Raw genomic sequence first — 26061 nt, 5'->3', positions numbered from 1 at the left:
GTACGCGCGTATGCTATCCGCGCGTCCCTCAATCAGCTGAGGTCGTCGACCTCGTCCGCGCTCTCGAGCGGCGAGGCAGCGCTTTGCTCGCTGTCAAAGTAGCCGGAGGACAGGTTGTTGTCGGTATTCGCCAATGGTGCGGCGGCATTGCCCAGACCAGATGCAGAATTGCCTCCCATCATATGACTGATGCCCTGATACAAAAATGCTCCGGCGGCCACTGAAGCGGCCGTCGCGGCAACGGTGCCGAGCATGCTGCCGCCATTGCCGGAAAAAAATCCGCCTGCGGCTGGTGCGGCTTGTGAATAGACGGGTGGTGCGGCGCTTGTGTTGTAGCTGGCATTCATCGCTGGCAGTGGCGCACCGCTGACCGCTGTTGCCATGGCAGGGGCCAAGGGCCGCGCATGGGAACTGTTGCCCCAATCGCTGGCGGCAGGGTCGAGAAAGGCAGTGCCAGCGCTGCTGGCAGCACTGCTAAGCGTCGCCACCAAGGCGGTTTGCGCGCGCAGTTCAGCTTGTACCGCAGCCAACTGCTGGCCGGCTTGTGCCACCGCTTGATCCAGCAAGAGCGCGCGTTGCACCAGCAAATAAGCGGCATCCGGCTGCCGGTTGACGGCGGCATTGATCATGTCTTGGGCTTGGCCATCCTTGTGAACACCCTGTACCTGTACCAGTTGATCTAAAAAATTTTGCAATACCTGAATTTCTTGCGGTGACATAGGGAGTCCTTGGTGGAAGAAGTGGGCCGGCAATCGCCGCGACAGGCGCGCAAGCGATTGTCGACTATTTGGGGATGTAGCAACAAATTTCAATGCTTGCCGAGTACGCGCCGATATTGAATCGCTTCGGCAATATGCGCGGCGTTAATCTGCTCCAGCCCTGCCAGATCGGCAATAGTACGTGCCACTTTGAGCACGCGGTGACTAGCCCGGGCCGACCAATGGAATTGACTGATAGCTTGTTGCAACAAAGCCATTCCAGCAGCGTTCGCTTGGCATAGTTGATCGATCTCACGGTTATCGAGAAATTGGTTAGCCTTGCCTTGCCGCTGTATTTGCCGTGTATAAGCCGCCGCCACCCGCTGCGCCATGGTCGCGCTGCTCTCGCTGGCAGCGGCCGTGAGCAGGTCGGCCGGGGCGACCGCGGCTACCTCGATTTGCAAATCGATGCGATCTAATAAGGGGCCGGAGATTTTACTTTGGTAACGCGCAATATTCTGCGGCGTGCAACGGCATTGCCCATTCGGATCGCCAAAATAGCCACAGGGACAGGGATTCATGGCCGCCAATAATTGAAAGCGCGCGGGAAATTCGGCATGCATCGCGGCTCGCGCGATGCTGACATGCCCGGTTTCCAGCGGTTGGCGTAGCACTTCGAGCACGCGCCGGCCGAATTCGGGCAATTCATCGAGAAACAAGATGCCGTGGTGAGCCAAGGAAATTTCACCGGGGCGCGGGTTGCTACCGCCGCCGACCAGGGCGGCTGCCGAGGCGGTATGGTGCGGGGCGCGAAACGGCCGTACTTTCCAATTAGCAAGCGTGAAGCCCGTGCTCAAGGATTGCAGCGCCGCGGTTTCGATTGCTTCGGTCTCGCTCATGGCTGGCAAAATGCCGGGAATACGCGTGGCGAGCATGGTTTTGCCGCTGCCGGGCGGGCCGCACATCAACAGCGCATGGCGGCCGGCGGCCGCGACCTCGCAGGCGCGCTTGGCCCCGAGTTGGGCTTTGATATCGGAAAAATCGGGGTAATGCGGTGCTTGTGTTTGTGGCGATGCAACATGTCGTTGCAGCCGCGGCGCTTTTTCGTCGGCGGCAAAATGTGCGCAAACTTGCAATAAAGAATCGGCTGGGTAAATCGCCGCTGCCGCCACCAGCGCGGCTTCATCGGCATTCGCGCGCGGCAGTATCAAGGCGGCCGCCGCACCACTGCCGCGCCAAATCGCACTCGTCATTGCCAGCGCCCCGCGGATCGGCCGCAGCGCGCCGGAGAGCGATAATTCACCGGCAAATTCGTAGCGCGCCAAGCCGCCGGCCGGAATTTGTTCGGAAGCGGCCAAAATGCCGAGCGCAATAGGGAGGTCGAAGCGGCCCGATTCTTTGGGTAAATCGGCCGGGGCCAAATTAACCGTGATGCGCTTGGCGGGAAAATCGAAACGCGCCGTCTGCAGCGCCGCTCGGACACGGTCTTTGGCTTCCTTGACTTCGGTCTCGGGCAGTCCGACGATGGTAAACGCCGGGATACCGTTGGCCAGATGCACCTCCACCGTTACCTGTGGGGCATCAATACCATGCAGAGCGCGACTTTTGAGTACCGCGAGCGACATGGCTGAATCACTCAGCTAAGCGCGGCCGGGCTTTCCAGAGCGGCCACGCGTGCTTCGAGCGCTTCGAGGCGAGCGCGGGTGCGCGCTAACACTTGCGCCTGGATATCAAATTCTTCCCGGGTGACCAAGTCGAGCTTGGAAAAACCTTGCGACATCAGAGCTTTGACGTTTTTCTCAATGTCCTTTGCCGGCGAATTTTCCAGCGCTTCGCTGAATTTGGCGTGTATATCGCCAAAGAAATTTTGCTTATTCATGGCATTCCATTAAATTATGTTGTATTTTTAACTTCGCACCAGTTATGTGCGAAAAATTGTGTTGCGCGATCTGGATCTCACTACACGCTTTAACTTGGTGCAAAACGGCGGTATTCAAGCGCTTGATTGACGGTTCACCGCGCCCAAGCGGAAATGATAACGCAAACCGGCGACGCTGCCCACCTTCATTCCCAAATGGCTGGCGAGCCATCGTCATGGGCAAACAGGGAGGCGGTTGTTTTAAATCAAACAAGCAGACCTTACTAGGGATGCAACATTGCAGGATGCGGCAGCAGGCTGGCACGACTCCTGCTAATACGAAGCTAACAGATGGTTTTTATTTAGGGTTCATTTCCCATATCGCTGCGGATGATCTTCCAGCGCTGTGATCAGGTTGTCGATGAAGTGGGTTCGATTCTTTGCATATTTATAATTTCTTTACAAAAACATTAGGGGAAACGCAATGAAACAATTAATACTCGCCGCCGCAGTTGCTGCAACATTGTTCAGTGGTTTGGTACAGGCAGAAGAAGCCGCCAAGCCTGATAACGAAGTGACTTTCAATGCTGGTTTGGCCAGTGAATACCGTTACCGTGGTATTGCCCAAACGCGTTTTGACCCTGCCCTGCAAGGTGGTGCCGATTACACTCACAATCCTAGCGGCTTTTACGCCGGTACCTGGTTGTCGACCATCAAATGGACCAAAGATGCCGGCGGTAGCGGCGACGTCGAAGTTGATCTGTATGCCGGTAAACGTGGCGAAATCGTTAAAGATGTCAGCTATGACGTCGGCGTGTTGACCTATGTGTATCCATCGAATGGTTTGGGTAATGTTGCCGGTTTCGCTAATGCCAACACCACGGAAATCTACGGCCAGCTTGGCTATGGTCCGGTGTATGCCAAGTATTCGAGCTCGGTCACGAATTTGTTCGGCACACCGGACAGCAAAAACAGCGGCTACCTTGATCTTGGTGCCAACATCGAATTGCCTGATACCTATACTTTGAATCTGCATCTTGGTCGTCAAATGATCAAGAACAGCTCGGCGTTTTCTTACAATGACTGGAAAGTTGGCGTGACCAAGGAATTCTTCGGCGTCGCTTTCAGCTTGGCCGCTCTTGGTACGAATGCCGATAAAAACCTGTACAAGACACCGGCCGGTAAATTCACCGGCAAAACCAGCTTAGTGCTGACTGCTGTTAAAACTTTCTGAGCGATCGAGGATAAGATGAAACTCATTACCGCCATTATCAAACCGTTCAAACTCGACGAGGTGCGTGAAGCCTTGTCCGAAATGGGCGTACAAGGGATCACTGTCACCGAAGTCAAAGGCTTCGGTCGTCAGAAAGGTCACACTGAGTTGTATCGCGGCGCCGAATACGTGGTCGATTTTTTGCCGAAAACAAAAATTGAAGCGGCGGTTGATGACTCCATCGTTGATCGTGCCATTGAGGCGATCGAAACAGCAGCGCGTACTGGCAAAATCGGCGACGGCAAAATTTTCGTCTACGACTTGCAACAGGTAGTGCGCATACGTACCGGTGAAACTGGCAACGACGCACTCTGATCCGCACACTAGGGAATTCACAATGAAAAATATTTTCAAACACATGCTGGCGGCGGGTGCGATGTTCGCAGCCTTGGGCATGAGCGCGCAAGTTCAGGCTGACGATACCGCACCGAAGGCCGATGCGGTTGCCGCATCGGTGACGGCGGTCAGCGCAGCGGCAGCACCGGCCGTGGCCGTGGCAGCTGCGCCGGCTTCGAGTGCAGTTGCACCAGCCGCACCGGCTGCTGTGGTCGACGCCGTAGCGGCCTCGGCAGTGGTGGCACCGGTGGCGAATAAGGGCGATACCGCCTGGATGTTGGTTTCGACCCTGCTCGTCATCCTGATGACGATCCCTGGTCTGGCCTTGTTCTACGGTGGTTTGGTACGCTCCAAAAATATGTTATCCATCCTCATGCAGGTGTTCATGATTTTTGCGGTCATCATCGTGCTCTGGTGTCTGTACGGCTATTCCTTGGCCTTCACCGAAGGGAATGCCTTCATCGGTTCGTTTGACCGTGTGTTTCTTAACGGTATATGGGATCCGGCCAAGGCGACCTTCAGCACTGCGGCAACTTTCAGCAAAGGCGTGGTCATTCCTGAGTTCGTCTATGTGGTGTTCCAAGCGACATTTGCGGCCATCACTTGCGGTTTGATTATCGGTGCCTTCGCTGAACGTGCCAAGTTCACTGCAGTGTTGTTGTTCGTGGTCTTGTGGTTCACCTTCAGCTACTTGCCGATCGCCCATATGGTCTGGTTCTGGACTGGCCCTGATGCAATCAAAGATGCGGCATCGGCAGCGACGGAGTTGGTCAAAGGCGGCTTCCTGCAACAAAAAGGCGCACTCGATTTCGCCGGTGGTACGGTCGTGCATATCAATGCCGCCGTGGCTGGTTTGGTCGGCGCGATCATGATAGGCAAACGTATCGGTTACGGTAAAGAAGCCATGGCACCACACTCGTTGACGATGACGATGATCGGTGCATCCTTGTTGTGGGTAGGTTGGTTCGGTTTCAATGCCGGTTCGGCACTCGAAGCCGGTGACATCGCTGCTTTGGCCTTCGTGAATACTTTGCTCGCTACCGCTGCTGCAACCGTATCGTGGGTGTTTGGTGAGTGGATGTCGAAAGGCAAGCCATCGATGTTGGGCGGTGCTTCCGGCGCGGTTGCCGGTCTGGTCGCCATCACACCGGCTTGCGGTTATGTCGGTCCTATGGGTGCCTTGATCATGGGCTTGTTGGTCGGTATCGTTTGCCTGTGGGGCGTGAATGGTCTCAAACGCTTGATCGGTGCCGATGATTCGCTCGATGTCTTCGGTGTACATGGCGTCGGCGGTATCTTCGGTGCCTTGTTGACTGGTGTGTTTGCTTCCCCGGCACTCGGTGGTCAAGGCATCATGGATTATGTCGCTAACAAAATGTCGGCTGATCCGTATTCGATCTTTGAACAAGTCAAGATTCAAGCAACAGCGGTTGGTACCACGGTGATCTGGTCAGCCATTGTTTCTGTGATCGCCTTTAAGCTCGTCGATGTCTTGGTCGGCTTGCGTGTACCGGAAGATGAAGAGCGCGAAGGCCTCGACATCACCAGCCACGGTGAATCGGCCTATCATTCTTGATCAAAAATCTGACTAGGGTTTGAAACCTCGGCCTTCAGGCCGGTGAGCGACGAAGGAGCGACGCGATGGGAGGGGATACAAACCCCTTCCAGAGTCTTTTCCATCGTCGCTTGCGACGATCCATTAAGTTGTTCGCTAAAGAATTGCAAGAGTAAGTCTCGTATCCTCAGTGGGTGAATAGAGCGCATTCCACTGATTTATAAGCGGTTTGGTCATATGACCAAACCGCTTTTTTTTATCTTCGTCAGATTTTTCCGTGGCCGTGCTCAATTCCACTGCAATTAAATCTACGCTTCTCACGCAAAAAAAACAGGCGCTGGCCGGTTCCCCCGACAGCGCCTGTTTATCTGTACAGCGTAGTTTATTTTGCGGCGGCTGGGGCAGCGTCAGCGGCAGGACGGAGATACAACCACAAGCGCGCCAGATCGCTGGCACCGTCGCCGGCTTGTAAGCTGCTGAAGCTGTCGCTGGCTTTGGCACGGTCACCAACTTGCAGATAGGCAATGCCTAAATGTAATTTCGCTTCATTGAGCGATTTCAATCCGCCTTTGGCGATGCCTTGCTCGATCAGCGCTATGCCTTTTTCTGCTTGGCCGTTGATGACGTAGTTGTAGCCGATATTGACCAAGCCAGTGCCGACTTTGGCAGTTTTCGCCGCGGCTTCGCCGGAATCGAGACTCTTGGCATCGTCAGCCGCTTGTTTGTATACGCGGTCGCGCAATTGCTTGTGCTTGGCTGCTTCTTTGCCGCTACCGAGCAGGTTGGCGGCATAACCGGCATCGACCGTGGTTTTGGCTTCGGCGGGCAAACCGGCCAACATGGCCAATTCACTCATTTCGACATATTGTGCGCCATCATCGAGGTTGTTGGTCTTGAGCAGCAGACGATAGAGATCGAGACGCAAACGATCGGCAAAGCCGGCTTGGCGTTCTACTCGGTACAACAAGTCGCCCCAGTATTCGCGGCTAGGATGGTGTTGGACCATGAGGTCGAGCACTTCCGTGTAGCCGGCATCATTTTTTTCATGTTGATAGCAGCTTGCCAGCAGGCGCAGGTTTTCTTCCGTCGGTGCGCGTTTGGCTTGTTGATCGCCACTGATGATGGCTTTGATGGTCGTAATTGCGTTCGGGTAATCGGCGCTCAGATAGTAGGCGCGGGCCAATAATTTCTGCATCGATTCGCTTTGGCTATCCAAGGCCAGATAGCGCTTGCTCCAAGTGATCGCCTCGGGGTATTTTTTTTCATTGTAAAAAGTGCCGGCCAAAACATCAATGAATTGTAATTTTTCACTGGGTTTGAGGAAGTCGGTGGTAAGCATGGCTTCGACCGATTGTGCCAACATAGCGGTGTCGTTGGTGCCGGCAGCCAGCACGGTGTGCATACGGTCGATGATGAAGAGTTCGTACGGTGTCTTTTTATCTAAGGCATTGAGGGCGTTGATTTTCTCTAATGCCAGCGGGTATTGTTTCTTTTCCAGTAAATCCTGGATTTCTGCCAGTGGCTTACCCATCTCGGCGCGCACGCTCATTTGTTTGCTCTGGTCAGTGGCTTCTGCGGCTTGCGTCAGTCCGATCGACAGCGGGGAGAAACCTGTACCCAGGGCAGAAAACATCATTGCGGCGAACAGGAAAGAAATTTTTTTCATCAGCGTATCCGGTAAGAAAATGAAGGTGGCAACACCGCTTCGGCAGCGATGGCAAGCGTGTCAGTGTGGCCGCAGCCCACATTATAACTGAGCCGCTGCTGCACTCACCAGTTACAGCCGGTGTCGATCACGCTGGCTGCGGCCAGCGGAATGATGGCGAGGATGCCGAGCCCGGAATAGGCGTGCAGACAATCCTTGCGCTCGGCTTTGCGCGTGCCGTCTTGTAAACGCTGTTCCAGCGTCGTGTGTTGTGCATTGGCGGCAGCCGCTAGCGCCGCCGGGCTTAAACGGTTTTGTTTATCGTAGGCTAAGGCGCTGCGCTTGAGTGCGTTGAGGTCTAAGCTGGCCGGCTCGGTAGTTGCCGTGGTCGTGGCTGGTTCAATGAGGGTCATGGCGGCTGCCGGTGCGCTGGCAGACTGGCGCGGTGGTGGCCGGTTACCGGGCCGGTCGCGCGCTGGCGACTTTGGTGCTGGCGCGATGCTTTGTTGCCGCGTTTCAATGGCGACACTCAAGATAGTCAGATACGCGCTGTCAGCTACCTGCGATATCCGCTGGCCGCTGTCGCGCAGTAGCAACCAAAGCCCGAGATGGAGCAGCACGGCCGCTGCCAATATGGCCGTATTTACGAGCGTATTATGGGCTGACCGAGTGGGCGGAGAGGGCATCATGCTGGGCGCCGGTCGTAACGATCTCAATAAGACCAGTGACAGGCGACAAAGTTCCTTACTCGGCCGGCTGGACCAAGACCCAGGGGTTGACGACCACGCTCCAGACCTGACAGTCTTGTTCCAGCCATTGCTGGGCTTGGGCATCGCTGACTTTGGCGAGCTGGCCGACGGCGAGCAAGCCGGCGATGGCCGCGCTATCGTCACGCGTCATGAGCAGGGCTACCGCGACCAAGTCGAGGCCGGGCGCGAGCGCGATCACGCTGCCACTGGCAAATTGTTTGAGCAAGTCGCGCCAAGGGCAGCGTGCGGTTTCGCCATTGATTTTGGCGTGCAAAAGATGGGTGTCGGGCATGGCAGTGGCGCTGATATTGTGGGTGGTTTTCATCGGATTGCAGAGTGTAAGCTTATTGACGGCAAAACACTACCTGCTGCCGCATGCCGGTGCTGTAAGTCGTCGGCCTCAGCACGGCGGATCGATCTCGACTTGTCCCTTGAGCAGGCGCGTCAGTTCGCTACGCATGGCGCTCAAATGTCTTTCTTTGACCTGCACCTGCAGCGCTGCCGCGACATGGTAGTCGACCTGCTGCACCTGGGCCTCAAACTGTGCCAACACATGACGCACTTGCGATTCATCGCCGAAGGCGACGCGTATGGTGATGACGAGCATGGTTTCGAGTTCAATCAGATGGGCATGTTTGAATGCTTCCGAAATCGCCTGACCATAGGCGCGCGTGAGACCACCCGCCCCAAGCTTGCAACCGCCCCAGTAGCGCACCACGACGGCCAACACATTCATGACATCTTTGTGTACCAGCACATTGTAGATCGGCTTGGCGGCGGTTCCCGATGGCTCACCATCATCATCGAGACCAGATTCGGCGCTGCACAGCAGCGCCCAGCAGACATGCACCGCCCCCGGGTGTTGGGCGCGAATGTGCAGTAATTGTTGGCGTGCTTCGGCACGGCTGTTGAGCGGATACAGTTGGCCGAGGAAACGGCTTTTTTTTATCTCGATTTCTGCTGCTGCGGGTGCGGCCAACTGATGCATGAAGTGTGTGCGACTTATTGAATCACGAAATTAACCAGATACACGTCCGTTACGCCATCATGTTCTTTGACTTCCAAAATTTTGTTGATCGCGGTTTTGATTTCTTCGATCAGCTCGCGCTTGCCGTCGGCGTTTTGAATATCGGTCGACTCTTTGGAACTGAGCAGCATGATCATCGCATGCCGAACCATAGGCATTTTGCCTTTGATTTTTTCGCCGAGTTCAGGATTGCCTAGCTGCAGGGTAATGCTGATTTGCAGATAGCGGTCGAAGCTTGATAAATTGACCGTAAACGGTTCAAGCGCCGCAACCGGCGAGCCGCCGCCGCCCTCTTTTGCGCCTGAATTGGCACTGGCTGAGCCAGCCGCGCAGCAGAGCAGCAGGCCAGCCAGGAAAATTTTCAGGAAGGAAGTGTTTGCCATGATTGTTAACCTTGGATACGAAATACGCGCCAGCCCGGTAAGCGGTCTGGCGCGGCGAACTTACACGCTCAGTGGTTTGTAGCGTATGCGCTTAGGCTTGGCACCATCTTCACCGAGGCGTTTCTTTTTGTCGGCTTCATATTCCTGATAGTTACCGTCGAAGAAGGCGACTTGTGAATTGCCTTCGAATGCCAGGATGTGTGTGGCAATACGATCGAGGAACCAGCGATCATGCGAGATCACCATCACGCTGCCAGCGAATTCGAGCAGGGCATCTTCGAGTGCGCGCAGGGTTTCGATGTCGAGATCGTTGGACGGTTCATCGAGCAGCAGCACATTGCCACCTTGCAGCAGGGTTTTGGCCAGATGCAGACGACCGCGCTCACCGCCAGATAAATTGCCGACGATTTTTTGTTGGTCGCCGCCTTTGAAGTTGAAGCGGCCGAGATAGGCACGCGAAGGCATTTCAAAACGACCGACGGTAAGGATGTCGGCGCCGTTAGCGACATCGTCGAACACCGTTTTGGTGTTGCCGAGGTCTTCACGCGATTGATCGGCCAGCGAAATTTTAGCGGTTTGACCGAGCACGACTTCACCGCTGTCCGGTTGTTCCATGCCTTTGATCATCTTGAACAAGGTCGATTTACCGGCACCGTTGGGGCCGATGATACCGACGATGGCACCAGGTGGGACCTTGAAGCTCAGATTGTCGATCAACAGACGGTCGCCGAAGGCTTTGCTGACATTCTTGAATTCGATGACTTCGTTACCGAGGCGTTCTGCCACGGGAATGAAAATCTCTTGGGTCTCATTGCGTTTTTGGTATTCGTGTTCGCTCATCTCATTGAAACGGGCCAAGCGGGCCTTGCTCTTGGCTTGGCGCGCTTTCGGATTCTGGCGCGACCACTCAAGTTCCTTTTGCAGGGCTTTCTGACGCGCCGATTCGGTCGATTCTTCCTGCTTGAGGCGCGCTTGTTTCTGGTCGAGCCAAGACGAGTAATTGCCCTTCCAAGGAATGCCATGACCGCGATCGAGTTCCAAGATCCATTCGGCGGCATTATCGAGGAAGTAGCGATCATGGGTAATCGCGACGACAGTGCCGGGGAAGCGCAGCAGGAATTGTTCCAGCCAATCGACCGATTCAGCATCGAGATGGTTGGTTGGTTCATCGAGCAATAACATGTCTGGTTTCGAAAGCAACAGACGGCACAAGGCGACCCGGCGTTTTTCACCGCCCGAAAGCACACCGATTTTGGCGTCCCATGGCGGCAGACGCAGCGCATCGGCGGCCATTTCCAATTGCAGTTCAACATTGTCGCCAGCTGAGGTGGAGATGATCGCTTCCAAACGTGCTTGTTCATTGGCTAAGGCATCGAAGTCGGCATCCTCTTCGGCATAGGCGGCATACACCAGCTCGAGTTTGGCTTTGGCTTCAAATACTTCGCCCAGCGCCGATTCCACCGCTTCGCGTACCGTTTGCTCGGCATCGAGCTGCGGTTCTTGCGGCAGATAACCGATGTTCAGGTTAGGCATGGGCACGGCTTCGCCTTGGATGTCTTTGTCGATGCCTGCCATGATTTTGAGCAGCGAAGACTTGCCCGAGCCATTGAGGCCGAGCACACCGATTTTGGCACCGGGGAAGAAGGATAAAGAGATATCTTTGAGAATCTGGCGTTTCGGCGGAACGATTTTGCCGACGCGGTTCATGGTGTAGACGTAATTAGCCATTTTTTTGCTGTTTTAGGTGGTAAAGACAATGGATGCAAGGATACCTCAAGCAGCGCGGCGGCGGCGAAAATTGGCAAAATTCCAGCCAAATTGTGCCTTGCACAAAACTTGATGTAGCGCAAATTGCATCGTGCAGGGCGGATCTACACTGCTTTCATCGCCATTCAACACAAAAAGGAAAACAAAATGAAAAAAATCGCCCTCGCTCTCGTTTTAGTCGCTACTGGCTTGACTGCCACCCAAGCCATGGCCGATGAAAGCCCATGGTTGTTGCGTGTGCGTGCAGTCAATATCGCTCCGGACAACAAATCTGACCCAGTTGGCGGCGTCGGTGCTGCTGATCGTTTAAGCGTGAGCTCGAAAACCATTGCCGAATTCGATGTGTCGTATTTTATGACGCCGAACTGGTCGGCCGAATTGGTGCTGACCTATCCGCAAAAACATGATGTTATGCTCGACGGCAATAATATCGGCAGCTTCAAACACTTGCCACCTACTTTGCTGGCCCAATACCACTTCATGCCTGAAGCCAAGTTCAGTCCTTACCTCGGTGCCGGTGTCAATTACACCCGTATTTCTGATGTGACTTTGCTCAATGGTGCCGCGAATCTCGATAACCACAGCTTCGGTTTTGCTTTACAAGCCGGTGTGGATTATAAAATCGACAAAAACTGGTCTTTGAACTTCGACATCAAAAAAGTACAGATTCGCAGTGATGTAACGGCCTCAGTCGGTGGCGCAAAATTGAGCTCGGTGAAAATTGATCCGGTCTTGATCGGCGTCGGTGTCGGCTACCGTTTCTGAAGCAGCCCTGAATATAGCGCGCCCATGGCGCTGCTGATCAAAAAAGCCGGTCACATGACCGGCTTTTTTTGGTTTCCAATAACAACAACACCCACGTCATACGCCCGACTTCAACTCGTCTTATAATCGAGCTCGATTTATTTAACAACGATTTCACCCAACGGAGTATGACCATGACCCTTTCCATGTATGTTGCAACGGTACCGGTATTGACACAAATCTTAGATAGTCTGTCGCAGGTGCTGAGCAAAGCCGAAGCGCACGCAAGGGCTAAAAACATCGCACCGGAAGTATTGTTGCAAGCGCGTTTGTACCCGGATATGTTTGCCCTGACTCGCCAAGTGCAGATCGCCGCCGATTTCGCCAAAGGTATCGCCGGACGTCTGGCTCAAGCTGAATTGCCGGCTTATGAAGATACAGAAGTAAGTTTTGCTGATTTGCAAGCTCGTATCGCCAAGACCAAGGCCTTCATTGTGGCGCTCGATGTCGCCGCTTTTGCTGGCAGCGAAGCGCGCGAGATCGTATTGCGCCCGGGTACGGACAAAGAAAAGAAATTGACCGGCCATGCGTATTTACTCAATTACGGCTTGCCACAATTCTTGTTCCACGCCACCACGACCTATGCGATTTTGCGTCACAACGGTATCGAAGTCGGTAAAAAAGACTTCATGGGCGCGTATTAATCAGTCTTGCCTTGCTTATCAGTTGGCGGCGCAGCGGCTTTGATGGCTTCCACATTAAAGCTCAAGTTCACCTCGTCGCTGACAAACGGCACATAGCGGCCAAGCTGGTAATCACTGCGGCGTATGGTGGTATTGCCATTCGCGCCGCAGGCTGATTTCAAATACAGCAGCATATAGCGGCAATGAAAGTGGGTAACTTCGATACTTACCGGCCGAGTGATGTCGCGTATGCTTAACTGCCCGAGAATTTTCTTCAGCTCGCCCTGCTCAAACACCATCTGATCCGATACAAAGCGTATTGTCGGAAAGCTGTCGCTGTCAAAAAAGCTGCGCGAGCGTAGCATCTTGTTGAAGGCTTCCGAACCGGTGTTGACTGAAGCGGCCTCGATCTCGATGTCGAGCGCACCGCTTTGCGCCGCCAGGTCGAGCGTGATACTGCCACTGTTTTTATCAAAGCGACCGCTTTGAGTCGACAAACCCCAGTGCTGATAGGAAAACGTACTGTAAGTGTGTTCCGCATCGATTTGGTAGCGATCCGCGGCAGCGGCCAAGCCGCAGATGCCGCTACACAGCAATGTGCTCAACAAGCGAGCGAGTGGGGCTGGAGCGAGCATGGTGCGCACCTCAGTGGCTTAATGGTGTTGTTGGTTTGACGAATTTCAGTGTCATCCGGTCACTCTCGCCGATGGCTTGATAAGCGGCATGGCCGGTCTCTTTATTGGCATACACTGGCGGCAAGGACCAGACGCCTTTTTCATGGATGGCCAAATCCTTGGGGTTGGCATTGATTTCGCTGCGCGCGGCGAGTTCAAAACCGGCAGTTTGCGCCAAACGAATTACATAGCTTTCATGCACATACCCGCTGCTGGCAGTAGCATCTTGCTCCAGCGCTTCCGGCAGACGGTGTTCGACCACGCCGAACACACCACCCGGTTTCAAGCTCTCATAGGCGCTGGCAAACACGGCCGCGACGGCAGCATCGCCGTGTTCCACCCAATTATGGATATTGCGGAAGGTCAGTACCATGTCGACGCTGGCTGGCGCGGCATAAGCCAGTTTTCCCGGCGGTTGGAAAATACCGCTGATAACTTGATCGTAGAGTGCTGGCGCGGCAGTAAATTTTTGCGTCAAGCGTTGATAAGAGCGTTGGGCGTAGGCATCGGTCGAGGCCGGATCGGGTGCGCCGGCGGCGATCAGCTTACCCTTGCTGCGCAGGTAAGGGGCGAGAATTTCGGTGTACCAAGCCGCGCCCGGCACCAATTCCACCACCGTCATCTGCGGCTGCAGGCCGAAAAAATTCAGGGTCTCATAGGGGTGGCGGAAGGCGTCGCGCGCACTGTTGGCGGCAGAACGTTGGCTACCGGCCAGGACGGTTTGCAAGGGATCGGCGGCATGACTGTGGGCGGCAAAACCGAAACACAATCCGGCGGCGAGGAGTAAACGATGCATGGTGGGGACCCAGGAAGGCTGACAGGAAGCCTCATCATAGCAAATTCGACGACTCAGCGCGGCGCGACGATGTCGCGCTTCATTGGTGCCAGTAAAGCAAGCAGACGATTCTGGCTGGCCGCGTCGATGCCGCAGCGCTCCATCGCCAGTTGCAAGTCTTCGACCAAGGCATTGAATTGGGCGCTGCGGATACCGAGCTGTTCATGCGTCTCGCGCATAGGGTCGCCACTGTAAGTGCACGGTCCACCGCTTTGCACGCAAAACTGTTCCTTGATCAATATTCCCAGACGTTTCATGTTCGTATCTTTGAAGCTGGCGGCAATCCGCCCATCTTCTGGCACGATACGTAGCATTTCATCAACGATGCGATTGATGCCGGCTGTTTCGCCGAGTGCTCGGTATAAGTCGTCTGGCGCGGCAGCATAGGCATGAGGGATAGACACACAGTACAAGATTGCCGCAAGGCGACATCGGAACAAGCTAGCCTTCATCCTTAATACCCCGTTTGCAATGACAAATACCAGCCGCGTTGCTTGGCTGGATTGAAAATGGTGATGTCACCGAGCGTGACATACGCCAAGGTAAGCGAAACATGCTTGTTTGGAAACCAGGCTAAAAAGGCATCGTAATAGGCTTTTTCCTGATCGACGCTGAGATTGCGTGGTTTGGCGCGGTATTCGATACCACCGACCCAGTGGCGCTCGAGTAAATACGCGAGCGATACTTCCGGCATGATCTGGTAGCGGTCGTGCAAGTCGCCGCCAAAGCCAAGCAAGCCCATTTGATTGGCTTTGCTCAGGCGAATCGTGCCGTTTAACAACAGGCTGTTGGCCAACAGCAATTTGCTCGCCGCCAGATAATAATCGATGCCATGCGTGTCGACTGCGCCGAGTTGGCGCACATTATCAACGCCGAGTGCCGCCAGACCGGCGAGTCGGTGATCGTGCTTATACAAGGCTCCGATGGCGATCTGCGGCTGCCAACGATCTTGGTCGGCCACGGGGTCGCCGCTGAGTTTGAGTTTGATGCCGACTATATCTTGGGCCAATACCAACTGATCGAGCGGCGCGCGGCTGCCGCTCAATTGCTGCTGTCCTAATGATAATTCGAGTTTATCGGCGATGCCAAGCGCAATGCCGCCGGTTTTCAGTTGGTAATCTTGGGTGCGCAGGGTACTGACATGTGCCGTGATGCCGTAACTATCTTCGCTGCCGTAGCCGCTGATCAAGGCCCACGGGCTCAGCCCACCACCACCAGCCGCTTCCACTGTCGCAACACCGCCAGTGGCCAGCAGTTTACCGTGATCGGGAGCGGCTGGAAATGATTGCGCCGTCGCTGGCAGAGACAGGCAGAGACTGGTAGTGCAAGCAAGAAAAACACGCAAATTAGACTCGGACATAAAATGACATGACAAAAGAAAGATAGGAAAAAGACGCGCACTCTGCTTTCATGCAATGCAATTGAATAAGTTGTAGTTTGGCATGTAAACTCAATACTGTCATAATTGGTTGCTTAAAAGATACTAATTAGAGGCTAATTCAATACGAATTAACAATTCTTGTCAGCATAGGAACACCGGCCCTACCATCCATGAATCAGTCCATAGTATGCTTAGATGTTTTAAGTTGTAGTGCTGCAGCAACTCGTTATTATGAGTTCTTGTCGGCGCAAAAATCACAGGCTGGCAACGCTGTTTTCCTCGTCGTTTTAATTTCCTTGAAGCAACCCTGCATGAGCCGCTCTTCCCTTCGTCGCGAACTAGTGATTCCGATTACCGTGTTGGTAATCGGTGTGTCGGCGGCGATTGGCTGGGTGTCGATGAAGGCTGGCACCGATGCGGTGCAAAGTTTGACGCACCGGATCTTGCTCGACATGGTCAGCGGTATCAATCTGGCGACCGAAAAGCATCTCGACGGCGCCATCACCGCGCTCGAATCGGTTGCTCCCAGCCGTTCGCACATGCCGCAGGAATTGGATTTTGATCCCGATTTGCGGGCACTCGAAACGAAGTTCTGGGCGGCCAGCGGTTTGTTCATGGACGTGAACAACTACGTCTACTTTGGCGGTACTGACGGTCGCTTCGTCGGTGTCTACCGAGTTTCTGCAGACGAAGTGCAGGTCTTGTGGCGCGAGTCGAATGCCAGTCGGCGCGATGTGTTTCGCGTGGTCGCCGTCGGTGATCGCACCACCTTGCTGCGCTCAGACCAAATGGATCCACGCACACGCCCTTGGTATCAGGTGGCGATGCGTGCCAACGCGCCGGTGTGGTCGAAAATTTACAATAATTTTTCCTTCCACTACCCGACCATCACGCTGGCCAAAGCCGTGTATAAAAAAGATCATGAATTTGCCGGCGTTGTCGCAACCGATGTGACCTTGAAGCAATTGTCTGTATTTTTAAGCAAACTTGAAATCAGCAAGAACAGCGTAGCCTACATCGTCGATGCCGACGGCTATATCGTTGCGACTTCCGGCAAAGAATTGCCTGAAAGAAAAAATAACGGCATGCCCGAGCGCATGCGTGCGGTCGAGATGAAAACCGCCCTCATCAGTGGTACCTATGCCACAATTGGCAACGAGCAAATCAACACGGCGCAAACCCGCTCGATGGAGTTGCCATTGGGCACAGTTGACATGGCGATTTCCCCGCTCGGCACCAAGCAGGGTTTGCATTGGCAAACCGTGGTGGCCGTGCCGCGTGCCGATTTCATGAGCAGCATCAATCAAGGTTTTTTACAAAGCGTCGTCATTGCGGTGGCCTGTATCATTTTTGCCTTGACGATAGGTTTGACCATCGTCGAGCGGGTGATCCGCGATATCCGCAAGTTGACGGCGGCGGTAGAAAAATTCGGTAATGGCGAAGCGATACCGCGACTCGACATTCGCCGTAGCGATGAAATCGGCATCTTGGCGCAAACCTTTAGCGAAATGGAAAACAAGCTGCGCTTCGACAAGCTGACCCAAGTTGCCAACCGTGAATCTTTATTTGCCCAGATCAGCCAATTGCAAAAACAGGCTGGTAAACATCCGGACGGCTCGCAAGGCTTCACGCTGCTGTTCATCGATCTCGATCGCTTCAAAATGGTGAATGACAGCCATGGCCATGATGCCGGCGATAAGGTCTTGGTGATTACGGCCGCGCGTTTGCGTTCAGCCATCCGCGATTCGGACGAAGTAGCACGTTACGGTGGCGATGAATTCGTGCTTTTGTTAAAGGACACCAAACATTCCATCGATATTCACCACATGGTCGAAAAGATTTCCAACTTGGTCGAACAACCGATCGCCATCGATAATGCCATCGTCGGCATCGGCGCCTCAATCGGTTGGGCCAGCTTCCCGGAAGATGGCCGTGACTATGTCAGATTGATCAAAATCGCCGACAGCCGCATGTACAACCGCAAGCGCGATCGCAAGACTGCCGCAGTGATTCACTTGGTGTGATCAAAAATCTGACTAGGGTTTGAAACCCCGGCCTTCAGAGGCTGTCGCAAAAGCCTGATGGACGTTTTTTACACCTGAAACACCGCATACCTCGTCATTCCCGCATGCCGCAGCCTCGTCATTCCCGCATGCTTTTAACGGGAACCCAGTGTCGTTTTCAGCGCTGAAAACACGATCATCTCTGGCATTTTCAGTTAAGCACGAACGCCGCTGGGTTCCTGCCAAAAGCGCGCAGGAATGACGTGGCCACCAGTCAGGGTAATGATACCGACTCAATACCCTTTTGCGACGATCCATTAAGTTGTTGAGAACCCAAGTGCCGCCTTAAATCCTTGCAGCCTGGCCCTGAGGATCTCAGATCGAACGCGCTTGCCATTGCTGCAGCCAAGCCGGAAAGTCTTCGGCTGGCATCGGTCGGCTGATGTAATAACCCTGGCCTTGATCGCAGCCTAAATTCTTCAGCAACTGCATCACCTCGAGATTTTCTATTCCTTCAGCAACCACGCGCAGCCCCATATTGTGACCGAGGTCGATGGTCGATTTAACGATCTTGCTGTCATCAATATCTTGTTCCATCTTGAGCACGAAGGATTTATCGATCTTCAATTCATCGACCGGCAAGCTCTTCAAATAGGCCAGCGAAGAGTAACCGGTACCGAAATCATCGATCGATAATTGCATGCCCATGGCGTGCAATTTGTCCAGGGTTTGGTGGGCGCGTACCGGATCATCCATGATGGCGCTTTCGGTAATTTCCAAACAAAAGGCGCTGGCCGCCACCTGATGTTCGAGCAAGATGGCGGCAAACTTATTCGGTAACTCTTGATCGAGTAAATCGCGAGTGGAAATATTGACCGACATCTTGAACTGCAAACCGGCGGCATCCCAAGCGTGACAGGTACGCGCCGCCGCTTGCATGACCCAGTGCGTGAGTTGACGGATAAAACCGGTTTGCTCGGCAAACGGGATGAATTGGTCAGGGAAAATCATGCCACGTTGCGGATGACGCCAGCGTACCAAGGCTTCCACCGCCACCACTGCGCCCGAATCGAGCGCCAGTTTCGGCTGTAAATACAGCAGGAAATGGTTCTGTTCCAGGGCGATGCGCATCTCGGTCAGCAGCGACAGGCTTTGTTGGCTGCTTTTGTCGATCTCCGGCGCATAAATGACGGCGCCATTCTTACTCTGCTTGGCGACATACATCGCCACTTCAGCATGACCGAGCAGCATTTCGGTATCGCCAGCATGGGCTGGGAAGCCGGCAATACCGAGGCCGGCACCGATATCGACGGTTTGGTCTTCGATGGAAATCGCTTGCTCTAAAGCTTGCAGCACGCGTTCGGCCAAGCCCACCGCGTCGGCCAGCGTGGCCTCGCTCAGCAAGATGGCGAACTCATCACCGCCCAAGCGCGCCGGCGCTTGGCCGGAAAGGCCGATTTCGGTGCGTAAGCGCAGTGCCACTTGACGTAGCAATAAGTCACCGAAACGATGCCCCATCACGTCATTGACATGTTTAAAACGGTCGAGATCGATCATCAGCACAAAACAACTGCCACCGCTGGCCTTGGCTTGTTCGATGGCCTGTCCGACCATGTCGGCAAACCGTGCGCGATTGGGCAGGTCGGTGAGTGTATCGTGATAGGCGAGGCGACTGATTTGCTGCTCACGCAAGGCGATCGCATCACGCATCTTGGCAAAACTGCGGGCCAGATCACCAATTTCATCTTTTTGTAGCACGCCTATGGCCACTTGATAATCGCCAATACCGAGGCGACGTGCCGTTTCTGCCAATTGGCGTACCGGACCGGTGATGCGGCGGGCGGTGATGACGCTCACCACGATGGCGAGCAAACTGCCGATTACGCTGAGCAGCAGCAAGTTCCTTTGCAGTTGCTTATAAGGAGCAACTGCTTGGCTGACCGACAATTGCAGCACTGCAATGGTACTGGCCGTGTCATTGCGTGCCAGCGGCAGTACCCGGGCGCTGTAGAGATTGTCGTCGAGCTGGAGGTCGGCGATCAGTTGCGCGTGCGTGAACGATGTTGGCAATAAGTTTGCCAAGCTGGCGGCAGCACTGGCTGGCAGGGTCGATACATTGGCTTGCCAGTGGCCCTGACTATCCGAAGTCAGCAAGCTGATTTGCATCAGCGATAATTGTTGCATGTCATCAACTATCGTTTTCCCTATCGGGATCGCCATCGCCACCCAACTGATGGTCACCGGTGCAGCAATCGGCACCATCACCATCTGATATGGCTTGCCATCGACGATTTCGATACGGCTGGCGCTGCCGGTGGCGTTGGCGCTTGGCATGAGCTGACTGACCGAGGCTTGCAAACCGGCCGCCAAGTCGGGGCTGCTGGCGGCCAGAATTTTGCCATCCAAACCGACCAGCATGCTCAGGTCGGCCCCGATTCTTTGCCCATGATTTTGAAGTGAAGAAATAATGGTTTCGGTGTCATGGCTGCCGATCGCATCGCGAAAGCCGAAATCCTTGGCCAGTAAATTAGCACCCTGTATCAATTTTTGGGCGTTTTGTTCAATCAGGCGAGTGAAAATCTTTTCATTGATTTTCAAATCTTCTTCGATCGCCGTGCGCGCATTGATATCAATCGCATTGCCGATCACGAAATACGCGACCAGCTGCACGCTCAGTAACAGACCGATGAACAAAACGATAACGCGATTTTCCAAGCTATGCAAACGCATGCTGCTTCCTCTGAAATGGTTCAAGCGGCCTTGCCATTGAGTTTAACTACGATGGTCGCAGTGCTGGCGCTATCGGTGCCGACGTTCAGACTTTGCTGTTGAGCTTCGCTGCCCGGCGCTTGCTTGTAGTACCAAGTTTTCAGCGTGTATTTTCCCGCCGGCAGGGTCGGCAAACTAGCCACCCCTTTGCTGTCAGTCTTTGCAAAATACGGGGTATTGACGACGTGGATATACGCCACCATTTGGTCATGAATATTACAACCGACGATGACGGTACCAGCTTTGTCGAACAGCAAGGGCGTGCTGGGGCGGCCGGAATACAGCTTGAGTTCGAAAGACTTAGCCGGCGAAAACGAATAGGCATGATGCTTAACCGTATCATTATTGGGAAACGAAACCATCGCGCCGGTTTGTACTACCGTCACCAGCGGCATGAACTTGCGCTCTTTTTGCTCCACCTCGGCAGCGGCTGGCTTGTTGTTGCCCAGCGACTGTGACGGCTCTGCATAGACCACCGCATCTTCCACCGGATGACCGCTGCTGTCGCTCACTTCGACCAGACGCGTGGCCATGGCGGGGGCGCTGAGAAGCAAAGCCAGCAGCAAGTTCAAACGGGTAATACTCAATCTAGGTTTGTGCATGGGCGTGCGCTTTTCAGTAAAAAATTGCATTTGGTATGAGATTTTCCGGCCGCGATCAAGACAGGCATGGCAAAATGTACTGGCAATGCCGCAAGCCTAACATTATTTGCCGCATTGAGGATTGAGCGCAAGCTTCTGTTGTGATGCTGCTGCGCATCTCGCTATGCGGTTTTTTGTCCATTTCGCCTACGGCAGGAATTTTTGCATGGAATCAATTATTAAGCATCTGGTAGAAATCACCGGTCATCGTGATCATGATTTGCTCAATATTTCAGTGGCTTCCTCGTTGCGCGAGTTGCTCAATGCCGAGTCGACCCGGGTGCTCGACGTGCTCAGCAATGGTCATCAGGTGTTACTCAAACCTAGCCTGGCCATCTTGGCCGATGGGGTAAGATTGGAGGCAGATGCAAAGTCGGTGGGTGAAGACTTGCAAGAAATACCAGTTTTGCGCGATGGGATACTGGCCAGAAAATCAGTCATCGAACAACACGATGCCCAAGGCAGTTTGATCTGGCTGCCGATCTGGAATGAAAATACCCTGCAAACGGTACTCGAAATCGTCAATCCGGCCAATCAAAACGTGAATACGATGGAAGTCGTCAATGGCATGTTGGTGGTCTATCGCAATTTCCAGAATTTACTCGACTACAGTGAGCGCGATTCCCTCACCGGTCTATTGAACCGAAAAACCTTTGACGACAGTTTTTCCAAAATCTTACGCAATCAATTTTTGGCTCCGCCGAGTACGAGCAGCGCCGACAGCGAGGAAAAGCATCACTGGCTGGCAGTGATAGACATTGACCATTTTAAACGCGTCAATGATCAATTCGGTCATTTGTACGGCGACGAAGTCTTGATTCTGATTGCCAATTTGATGCGCGCCTCGTTTCGTCCCAGGGATCGTTTGTTTCGCTTCGGCGGCGAGGAATTTGTGATCATCCTCAGTTCCAGCACGGCCGCCGAAGCCGAACATATTTTTGATCGCTTCCGTGAACATGTCGCGCAACACCCGTTTCCGCAAGTCGGCACCGTCACCATCAGCATCGGGTATGCGCGCATCGACCAGTTTGAACCGGCCGTGGCGATTGTCGGACGGGCCGATCAAGCCCTGTATTTTGCCAAAAACAATGGCCGTAACCGTAGCTGCTACTATCAGAACTTGGTCGACAGCGGTGATTTACACCACGAGCAAGCCAACGACATCGCCGAATTTTTCTGAGTTATTCCGTCCGCGCCTTGCCCCGGGCAGCAGCCGTCGTCAACATGATCACACTGGCCAAGATAATCGCCATGGCCAGCAGGGCGCGCGAAGAAATCTGCTCACCACCGAACGCCGCACCCAAGCTGACGGCAATCACCGGATTGACATACGCATAGCTGCTGGCTAAGCCAGTGCTGACCTTGGAGAGCAAAAACATATACGCGGTAAAGGCCAGCAAGGAGCCGGCCGTAACCAGATACCACCACGCGGCCAGCGCCGTCAGGTTGAACGGGCCAGGTGCCGTTTCGCCGGTGAGGCGGCTGAGCACGATCAAAAATACCCCGCCGACCAGCATTTCACTGGCAAAGCCCATCCCGCCCGGTGCCATGCGCAGCTTTTTTTGCGACAGCACCGAACCGATATCCCAACTCAGTATCGCCCCGAGCAGCAGCACGATGCCGATCGGGCGCGCGGCGAAGTCACCGTCTGAAGCCAGCAACATGGCCCCGGCAAAGCCGCAGCCGATACCCAGCCATTCACGGCGTTTGGGCCAATCGCCGAATAAACCGGAAAGGCCGGACAGGATCAGCGGCGAACAGGCGATGAACACCGCCGTCAAACCCGAAGACACATATTGCTCGGCGCAAGCGGTCAGACCGGTACCGCCGCCAAGCATGAGAATCCCGATCAGACCGCCGTCGCGCCATTCCCGCAAGCTCGGATGGCGCGCCCCGCGCCAAGTTTGCCAAGCGTATAAGATCGCGCCGGCGGCCAGAAAGCGCGTGCCTATCATCATGAACGGCGGGAACGAAGTCAGTGCCAGTCCGATGGCGAAATACGTCGAACCCCAGACGATGTAGACAGTCAGCAGGGCGAACAACACAGATTTCGGCAGGTGGCGCATGGGGTCAGAAAAAGCAGTGAGAAGAATGAGCGACAGTGTAGGGCAGTACGGCGTTTTGTGAGCGATGTTTGTTAAAATGATTGGGTAGATACCATGTCTATGCGCGATGATTGACATGGAATTTTGTTGATCAAAAATCTGACTAGGGTTTGAAACCCCGGCCTTCAGAGGCTGTCGCAAAAGCCTGATGGACGTTTTTTACACCTGAAACACCGCATACCTCGTCATTCCCGCATGCCGCAGCCTCGTCATTCCCGCATGCTTTTAACGGGAACCCAGTGTCGTTTTCAGCGCTGAAAACACGATCATCTCTGGCATTTTCAGTTAAGCACGAACGCCGCTGGGTTCCTGCCAAAAGCGCGCAGGAATGACGTGGCCACCAGTCAGGGTAATGATACCGACTCACTACCCTTTTGCGACAGCCTCTTCAGGCCGGAGATCGACGAAGGAGCGACGCGATGGGAGGGGGTGCAAACCCCTTCCAGCGTCTTTTCCATCGTCGCTTGCGACGATCCATTCAAGTCATCGACATCACCTCGATCGCGATATTGAAATCGGCCTTACTGGCCGATATGGGTGCCACCCTGTTACCGGCCGCGCCATTGCAGGATGAACTGGCGCGCGGTGCACTGCGTGCCAGTCGCATCAGTGATGTGCAACTCGCGCGTACCGTCAGCTTATGCGCCTCGAATACGATACCGCTGACCAATGCGGCCTTGGCAGTTCAACAATTGGTCATCGAGGTCACGCGCGCCTTGTGCCTTGAGCAGCACTGGCAGGGCGCGCGCAGCCTGCTGGCTTAAACCGCCGTCTGCTGGCGCGAGCCGGCCAAGGCCGATAAGCCGATGAACGCCGGATAGGCTTCGGTGATCACGAAGATAGGAATTTGCGAGAGATAGTTTTCGAAACGGCCTTTTTGTTCGAAGCGACGGCGAAAACCCGACTCGGCTAAATAGCTGCCCAGCCGCGGCACGATGCCGCCACCGATATAAATACCGCCACGCGCACCCAAGGTCACGGCCAAATTACCGGCCATGGTACCGAGCATGTCGCAAAAACTGGCCAAGGTATCGATGCAGACCGGGCAACTGCGCTCCAAGCCGCGTTGCACAATCGCCGCTGCATCCAAGTCCTGTGCCGGGTGGCGCAGATAATCTGCCAAGGCGCGATAAATCAGTTTCAAGCCTGGGCCAGACAACAAACGTTCCGAGGAAACATGAGAAAACTCGCGCCAAGCAAATTCTAAAATCGCGATTTCGCGCGCATTACACGGCGAAAAACTGGTGTGCCCACCCTCGCTGTGCAGCGGAATCCACGCCTCGGCAGACGGCACCAGACCGGACACACCGAGGCCGGTGCCGGCACCGAGTAAGCCGATGGCATGGCCGCTGACACTGGCTGCACCGCCGACTTGCTCGAGCTGATGTTGACCCAGAAATGGCAACGCCATCGCCAAGGCGGTGAAATCATTGACCACAATCAGTTGTTCAAAACCGAACAGACGGCGCGTCTGTTCGATCGAAAAACTCCAGTGGTGATTGGTCATGCTGATGTGGTCGCCGGTAATCGGATTGGCGATGGCAATGCCGGCCTGCTGCACCAGCGCACCGCCAGCCGCCTGCACCGCCGCAGCGCTGAGGTAGCTTTGCAAGGCCGCCGCCAGCGTCGCATACTCGGCGCAGGGCAGCACCTGCACGGCCGCCAACTCGCCCGGCGCGATTTCGAGCGCAAAGCGGGCATTGGTGCCGCCGATATCGGCGAAAAGTTTAGGAAAAGACATGAAATTTCAGCCGCTTAACTATGCTTGTCGACTAACAAGCTTTGTTCGGTTTCCGGATCGAAGAACACCGCTTTAGAGAGATCAAAGGCCAAGCGCATCGCTTGTCCCGGCATGGCCGCCGCGCGCGGATGCGTGCGGCAAGTGATGCGGGTTTGGTTAAAGCTTGAAAACACCAAGGTATCCGGGCCGGTTGGCTCGGTCAGCTCGACCACGCAATCGACTTCGGTAGGATGGTAGCCGTCAACCATTTCCGAAGCACGCGCACTGACCGCATCGGTCACGTGCTCAGGCCGAATGCCGAGGATGATCTCGCCATCCGGTTTGCGCAAGCGTTTGATCGCGGCCAGATGCACGTCCGGCACCGGCAACTGCGTCACTACGCCGCCGTGTTCGAGGCAGAAAGAAACGCCAGTGGCTTGCGTTTGCAGCTTACCACGCAGGAAATTCATCGACGGCGAGCCGATGAAACCGGCCACGAACATATTGGCCGGACGGTCGTAAATATCTTGCGGACTGCCGAACTGCTGCACCACGCCATCCTTCATCACCGCAATTTTGTCGCCCAAGGTCATCGCTTCGACTTGATCATGCGTCACATACACGGTGGTGGTTTTGAGACGTTGATGCATGAGTTTGATCTCGGCGCGCATTTCCACCCGCAGTTTGGCGTCGAGATTAGACAAAGGTTCATCGAACAAGAACAGCGAAGGATTCCGCGCGATGGCGCGGCCCATTGCCACCCGTTGGCGCTGACCGCCGGACAACAAGGCCGGTTTGCGGTCGAGCAGATGGGTCATTTGCAGAGTTTCAGCGACGCGGTCGACGATCTTCTTTTGTTCTGCGGCCGGTACCTTGCGGATGCCTAAGCCAAACGAAATATTTTCGCGTACCGTCATGGTCGGATACAGCGCATACGATTGGAACACCATGGCGATGTCGCGTGATTTCGGAGGTACATCGTTGACACATTTTTCGCCGATATAAATGCCACCTTCGGAAATCGTTTCCAAGCCGGCGATCATATTGAGCAGCGTCGATTTACCACAGCCGGAACCGCCAACCAGAATTAGAAATTCGCCATCTTTAATTTCCAGATTAATGCCCTTCAATACTTCTGCACCGTTCGGATACACCTTGCGTACATCGCGGATAGACAAGCTAGCCATATTCATATTCTCCTGATTACTTGACAGC

Annotated in this window: 26 protein-coding genes; 8 read left to right on the top strand and 18 right to left on the bottom strand. The window is 54.6% G+C overall.

The window, feature by feature from the left end:
- Positions 1-32: 32 nt before the first annotated feature.
- The 3 genes from RHM61_RS05420 to RHM61_RS05410 form a co-directional block, all read right to left on the bottom strand.
- Positions 33-719, bottom strand: a complete 687-nt coding sequence (locus tag RHM61_RS05420; protein WP_322250117.1) for a DUF2076 family protein — start codon at positions 717-719, stop codon at positions 33-35.
- 89 nt (positions 720-808) lie between these two features.
- Complete coding sequence (locus RHM61_RS05415; protein ID WP_322250116.1) at positions 809-2323, bottom strand: YifB family Mg chelatase-like AAA ATPase; 1515 nt, start codon at positions 2321-2323, stop codon at positions 809-811.
- Between the two features lie 11 nt (positions 2324-2334).
- The gene (locus RHM61_RS05410; RefSeq protein ID WP_322250115.1) at positions 2335-2577 is read right to left on the bottom strand and encodes an accessory factor UbiK family protein; all 243 of its coding nucleotides are present in this window, start codon (positions 2575-2577) and stop codon (positions 2335-2337) included.
- Between the two features lie 463 nt (positions 2578-3040).
- Here RHM61_RS05410 and RHM61_RS05405 point away from each other — a divergent pair, with 463 nt between their 5' ends.
- The 3 genes from RHM61_RS05405 to RHM61_RS05395 are packed head-to-tail and all read left to right on the top strand — an operon-like array spanning position 3041 to position 5741.
- On the top strand, positions 3041-3790 hold the full coding sequence (locus RHM61_RS05405; RefSeq protein ID WP_322250114.1) for a TorF family putative porin: 750 nt from the start codon (positions 3041-3043) through the stop codon (positions 3788-3790).
- Between the two features lie 15 nt (positions 3791-3805).
- Positions 3806-4144 carry a P-II family nitrogen regulator gene (locus tag RHM61_RS05400; protein WP_322250113.1) on the top strand — a complete coding sequence of 113 codons (339 nt, stop codon included), beginning with the start codon at positions 3806-3808 and terminating at the stop codon, positions 4142-4144.
- A 22-nt stretch (positions 4145-4166) separates the two neighbouring features.
- The gene (locus RHM61_RS05395) at positions 4167-5741 is read left to right on the top strand and encodes an ammonium transporter (RefSeq protein ID WP_322250112.1); all 1575 of its coding nucleotides are present in this window, start codon (positions 4167-4169) and stop codon (positions 5739-5741) included.
- A gap of 361 nt (positions 5742-6102) precedes the next feature.
- On the opposite strand, the gene RHM61_RS05390 is transcribed toward RHM61_RS05395, so the two are convergent.
- From RHM61_RS05390 to ettA, 6 genes are all read right to left on the bottom strand, one after another.
- Complete coding sequence (locus RHM61_RS05390; RefSeq protein ID WP_322250111.1) at positions 6103-7386, bottom strand: hypothetical protein; 1284 nt, start codon at positions 7384-7386, stop codon at positions 6103-6105.
- A gap of 104 nt (positions 7387-7490) precedes the next feature.
- Positions 7491-8054, bottom strand: coding sequence for a hypothetical protein (locus tag RHM61_RS05385; RefSeq protein WP_322250110.1), 564 nt, complete (start codon positions 8052-8054; stop codon positions 7491-7493).
- Between the two features lie 55 nt (positions 8055-8109).
- On the bottom strand, positions 8110-8439 hold the full coding sequence (locus RHM61_RS05380; RefSeq protein ID WP_322250109.1) for a DUF2288 domain-containing protein: 330 nt from the start codon (positions 8437-8439) through the stop codon (positions 8110-8112).
- Between the two features lie 75 nt (positions 8440-8514).
- Entirely contained in the window at positions 8515-9102 is a 588-nt protein-coding gene (locus RHM61_RS05375) for an IMPACT family protein (protein WP_322250108.1), read from the bottom strand.
- A 14-nt stretch (positions 9103-9116) separates the two neighbouring features.
- Positions 9117-9524, bottom strand: a complete 408-nt coding sequence (locus tag RHM61_RS05370) for a flagellar basal body-associated FliL family protein (protein WP_322250107.1) — start codon at positions 9522-9524, stop codon at positions 9117-9119.
- 60 nt (positions 9525-9584) lie between these two features.
- Entirely contained in the window at positions 9585-11252 is a 1668-nt protein-coding gene (gene ettA / locus RHM61_RS05365; protein WP_322250106.1) for an energy-dependent translational throttle protein EttA, read from the bottom strand.
- 186 nt (positions 11253-11438) lie between these two features.
- On the opposite strand from ettA, the gene RHM61_RS05360 reads away from it, so the two are divergent.
- Both RHM61_RS05360 and RHM61_RS05355 read left to right on the top strand, forming a co-directional pair.
- Positions 11439-12056, top strand: coding sequence for an OmpW/AlkL family protein (locus tag RHM61_RS05360; RefSeq protein ID WP_322250105.1), 618 nt, complete (start codon positions 11439-11441; stop codon positions 12054-12056).
- Positions 12057-12229: 173 nt separating this feature from the next.
- Positions 12230-12739, top strand: coding sequence for a DUF1993 domain-containing protein (locus RHM61_RS05355; RefSeq protein ID WP_322250104.1), 510 nt, complete (start codon positions 12230-12232; stop codon positions 12737-12739).
- Here the strand turns inward: RHM61_RS05355 and RHM61_RS05350 are convergent.
- Genes RHM61_RS05350 through RHM61_RS05335 form a run of 4 tightly spaced genes read right to left on the bottom strand, consistent with a single transcriptional unit; the run spans position 12736 to position 15587 of the window.
- On the bottom strand, positions 12736-13353 hold the full coding sequence (locus tag RHM61_RS05350) for a YceI family protein (RefSeq protein WP_322250103.1): 618 nt from the start codon (positions 13351-13353) through the stop codon (positions 12736-12738). The genes RHM61_RS05355 and RHM61_RS05350 overlap by 4 nt on opposite strands.
- Before the next feature lie 10 nt (positions 13354-13363).
- Positions 13364-14188 carry a methyltransferase gene (locus tag RHM61_RS05345; protein WP_322250102.1) on the bottom strand — a complete coding sequence of 275 codons (825 nt, stop codon included), beginning with the start codon at positions 14186-14188 and terminating at the stop codon, positions 13364-13366.
- A 53-nt stretch (positions 14189-14241) separates the two neighbouring features.
- Positions 14242-14631, bottom strand: coding sequence for a group 1 truncated hemoglobin (locus tag RHM61_RS05340; RefSeq protein ID WP_322250101.1), 390 nt, complete (start codon positions 14629-14631; stop codon positions 14242-14244).
- Positions 14632-14681: 50 nt separating this feature from the next.
- Complete coding sequence (locus RHM61_RS05335; protein WP_322250100.1) at positions 14682-15587, bottom strand: DUF3034 family protein; 906 nt, start codon at positions 15585-15587, stop codon at positions 14682-14684.
- A 332-nt stretch (positions 15588-15919) separates the two neighbouring features.
- Here RHM61_RS05335 and RHM61_RS05330 point away from each other — a divergent pair, with 332 nt between their 5' ends.
- Entirely contained in the window at positions 15920-17632 is a 1713-nt protein-coding gene (locus tag RHM61_RS05330; protein WP_322250099.1) for a sensor domain-containing diguanylate cyclase, read from the top strand.
- A gap of 354 nt (positions 17633-17986) precedes the next feature.
- Here RHM61_RS05330 and RHM61_RS05325 read toward each other — a convergent pair whose 3' ends face one another.
- The gene (locus tag RHM61_RS05325) at positions 17987-20341 is read right to left on the bottom strand and encodes a putative bifunctional diguanylate cyclase/phosphodiesterase (RefSeq protein WP_322250098.1); all 2355 of its coding nucleotides are present in this window, start codon (positions 20339-20341) and stop codon (positions 17987-17989) included.
- 20 nt (positions 20342-20361) lie between these two features.
- Positions 20362-20982 (bottom strand): methylamine utilization protein, encoded by a 621-nt coding sequence (locus tag RHM61_RS05320; RefSeq protein ID WP_322250097.1) that lies wholly within the window; start codon positions 20980-20982, stop codon positions 20362-20364.
- Positions 20983-21187: 205 nt separating this feature from the next.
- On the opposite strand from RHM61_RS05320, the gene RHM61_RS05315 reads away from it, so the two are divergent.
- Positions 21188-22201, top strand: a complete 1014-nt coding sequence (locus tag RHM61_RS05315; RefSeq protein WP_322250096.1) for a GGDEF domain-containing protein — start codon at positions 21188-21190, stop codon at positions 22199-22201.
- A 1-nt stretch (position 22202) separates the two neighbouring features.
- On the opposite strand, the gene yedA is transcribed toward RHM61_RS05315, so the two are convergent.
- On the bottom strand, positions 22203-23087 hold the full coding sequence (gene yedA, locus RHM61_RS05310; RefSeq protein ID WP_322250095.1) for a drug/metabolite exporter YedA: 885 nt from the start codon (positions 23085-23087) through the stop codon (positions 22203-22205).
- A gap of 503 nt (positions 23088-23590) precedes the next feature.
- On the opposite strand from yedA, the gene RHM61_RS05305 reads away from it, so the two are divergent.
- Entirely contained in the window at positions 23591-23890 is a 300-nt protein-coding gene (locus tag RHM61_RS05305; protein ID WP_322250094.1) for a LysR substrate-binding domain-containing protein, read from the top strand.
- On the opposite strand, the gene RHM61_RS05300 is transcribed toward RHM61_RS05305, so the two are convergent.
- Together RHM61_RS05300 and RHM61_RS05295 are read right to left on the bottom strand one after the other, a co-directional pair.
- Positions 23887-24867 carry a glucokinase gene (locus tag RHM61_RS05300; RefSeq protein ID WP_322250093.1) on the bottom strand — a complete coding sequence of 327 codons (981 nt, stop codon included), beginning with the start codon at positions 24865-24867 and terminating at the stop codon, positions 23887-23889. The genes RHM61_RS05305 and RHM61_RS05300 overlap by 4 nt on opposite strands.
- A 14-nt stretch (positions 24868-24881) precedes the next feature.
- Positions 24882-26033, bottom strand: coding sequence for a sn-glycerol-3-phosphate ABC transporter ATP-binding protein UgpC (locus tag RHM61_RS05295; RefSeq protein ID WP_322251043.1), 1152 nt, complete (start codon positions 26031-26033; stop codon positions 24882-24884).
- Positions 26034-26061 lie beyond the last annotated feature (28 nt).

The sequence above is a fragment of the Undibacterium sp. CCC3.4 genome (assembly GCF_034347425.1).
In the GTDB taxonomy this organism is placed as follows: Bacteria; Pseudomonadota; Gammaproteobacteria; order Burkholderiales; family Burkholderiaceae_D; genus Undibacterium.
This window is presented reverse-complemented; position numbering and strand designations above follow the sequence as displayed.